This is a genomic window from Microcoleus sp. BM001215392, from assembly GCF_036700185.1.
Classification (GTDB): Bacteria; Cyanobacteriota; Cyanobacteriia; order Cyanobacteriales; family Microcoleaceae; genus Microcoleus.
The window spans coordinates 1-2,550 of record NZ_JAUBOJ010000346.1 but is presented as its reverse complement, the minus strand read 5'-3'; the positions used below and the strand labels follow the sequence as shown (position 1 = coordinate 2,550).

Annotated in this window: 3 protein-coding genes; 2 read left to right on the top strand and 1 reads right to left on the bottom strand. The window is 46.6% G+C overall.

Annotated features, from left to right (window positions below; all coding sequences use genetic code 11):
- Window positions 1-185, bottom strand: a 185-nt coding sequence (locus QT974_RS27095) for a hypothetical protein (protein ID WP_333471505.1), incomplete at its 3' end; no start/stop codon positions are given.
- Window positions 186-283: 98 nt separating this feature from the next.
- On the opposite strand from QT974_RS27095, the gene QT974_RS27090 reads away from it, so the two are divergent.
- Entirely contained in the window at window positions 284-1,066 is a 783-nt protein-coding gene (locus QT974_RS27090; RefSeq protein ID WP_333471504.1) for an MBL fold metallo-hydrolase, read from the top strand.
- Between the two features lie 170 nt (window positions 1,067-1,236).
- Complete coding sequence (locus QT974_RS27085) at window positions 1,237-1,842, top strand: fasciclin domain-containing protein (protein ID WP_333471503.1); 606 nt, start codon at window positions 1,237-1,239, stop codon at window positions 1,840-1,842.
- The last annotated feature ends 708 nt before the right edge of the window (window positions 1,843-2,550 follow it).

Genomic DNA, 2,550 nt, shown 5'->3' with positions numbered 1-2,550 from the left:
GAAGAAGGAAGTTCGGCAACGGATTCTGTAGCGGATGTAGCGGATGTAACGAATTCAGTTTGATGGAAGTCGGAAGAAGGGAGAAAGAAAAAGACATACACGCTCAACTTGAACGCGAGCCGTATTTTACGTTTAATCAAGTGGATTTGCTTAGTTGAGTTTCTCTGGATTTGTAGAGTACGCATTACGCACTTTACCATAAAACTCGATCGCACATTTCGCACGTTGTGGCATTTTATGGTATAACGTCATACGACCAACACCCGATAACCGCAACCAAAAGATGAAACGGCGACAATTAATACGTTACGCACAGACGGGTTTGCTAGCGGCTTTCTTTACTGGTTTGCCATCTGGATGGGAAAGCTATCAAGCTCAAACTACTGGTTCTTTGTCGGTTCAGTGGTTAGGACACACTTGCTTTTTGTTCGCAGGAGGCGGTGCGAGGGTGCTGGTGAATCCTTTTCGCCCGCTGGGCTGTACGGCAGGCTATCGCTCTCCTAAAGTGCCAACAGATTTGATTCTGATTAGCAGCAGATTGCTCGATGAAGGGGCGGTAGATGGATTTTCGGGCAATCCCGGTCTTTTGTACGAACCAGGCGCTTATAGGTCTAACGGGCTGCGGATTCAAGGCATTCGCACTCAAAAAGACCGTGAGGGAGGACGGCGTTTTGGGGTAAATGTGGCTTGGCTTTGGCAGCAAGCTGGTGTCAAAATTTTACACTTGGGTGGAGTCGCTGGCCCGATCGGCATTGAAGAACAAATTTTGATCGGGCGGCCAGATATTTTGCTAATCCCTGTGGGTGGAGGGCCGAAAGCTTACACTCCGGCGGAAGCAAAGCAAACTGTGCAACTTCTTAAACCAAAGATGGTCATTCCTACACATTTCAAAACCCAAGCCGCGGATGCTGCTGCGTGCGATTTAGTGCCACTAGATCAATTCTTGACCCTGATGGATGGTACACCAGTACGAAGATTGGATGGGGATACGATTTCGATCAAATCTGCTGACTTACCCCAAACGGGTTCGGTGATTGAGGTTTTGAGCTACAGATTTAACGGTTGACCCTCTTTTTTCCTAAGCTTGCGCTATAGTGAGGGAGTTTTGAGCCGATCGGGAATCTGAGAGAATTTTTTCTCTATCATAGCCTTTCCCAACCTGACCTTTTAAGGAGATGCAGGCTAACACAAGAATTCAAGTTCACTGTTTTATTGTCATAAGGAAATGCAGGCGCAATGAAAAATCAAAATTTACCTAGCTGGATGAAAAAACTCACAGGTTGCGCAGGAGTAATCGGCGCTAGCGCGTTGATTGGTTTCCCCGCTTGGGCTCACATTAACTCCAACACAACTGTTAGCAATCAAACAGGAAATCTGCAAATCGCAGCTTCACCAGCACCAACAACTTCACCATCAGCAACAGCCGCTACTAAGGATATTGTTGCTATTGCATCTGGCGACGCTCAATTCAAGACATTGACAAAGGCTTTGGGAGCAGCAGACTTGGTTAAAACTCTCCAAGGAAAAGGCCCTTTCACTGTTTTTGCACCGACAGATGCGGCATTTGCTGCTTTGCCAAAAGCAACCTTGGATGATTTGCTCAAACCAGCCAACAAAGCCAAACTTGCTAAAGTTTTAACTTACCACGTTGTTCCTGGTGCTGTTTTATCTACTAGCCTCAAATCCGGCGATGTTAAAAGTGTTGAAGGCTCCTCGCTGAAAGTGGTTGTTGCAGCAGGTAAAGTTACTGTCAGCGGCGCTAATGTTGTGAAAGCTGACATCAAAGCTAGCAACGGCGTTATTCACGTAATTGATAAGGTGCTGCTTCCGACTGATAAGTAAAAACTGGCATTTTTGGCATCAAACGAGCTCGGTTTGGTGAAATGAACGCCAAGTAAGGACGCGCCGGTGTGCCTTAGAAAAAGTGTTAGCTTCAACTCAAGTTCTCCGATAGCGGAACTTGAGCTGAAGCGGAATCTTCAGGTGGCGCTGGCTGCGGTAGCTTCCCAGAAACATGGGATCGATCGACTCTTACCGTTGAAAAAAAAGAATTTAGCGGGCCCGCCAGTGTTTGCCACCTCTGATGCAGTTAGTGTTGCATCTGCTCAAATTTAAAATCGTGTCCGCTCGATTCGGAATTCCCACGTGTCCCTTGGGCGAGCAGCCTGAGATCAGAGTGAACGGCGCACTACAAAGCATTTTGGCGATGGTACGTAGTCGAGATCGCACATCGCAGAACCCATAGCAGCCACCACGAGTGCTGCTAGCAAGGGAGGCAGGAAAACGATCGTGCGATTGACTGACAGCGGTTAAGAAAAACAGAAACCCCGATCGCGATATCAAAGGCCAACAACCGATACCTGTGGCAGATATCAAATAGCTCCAAGATAGTATTATAAAACTTCATTAAGTTTGTAAGCAGTAGTAAGCAACGGTAGTATGATCTAGTCAGAAGGTCAACAAGCGAAAATTATTGCGAGCGTTAAAAAATGGATAGTCTAAATGCAACTAGCAGAGAGACACATCATTAAATCCACCGAACACCGTTTT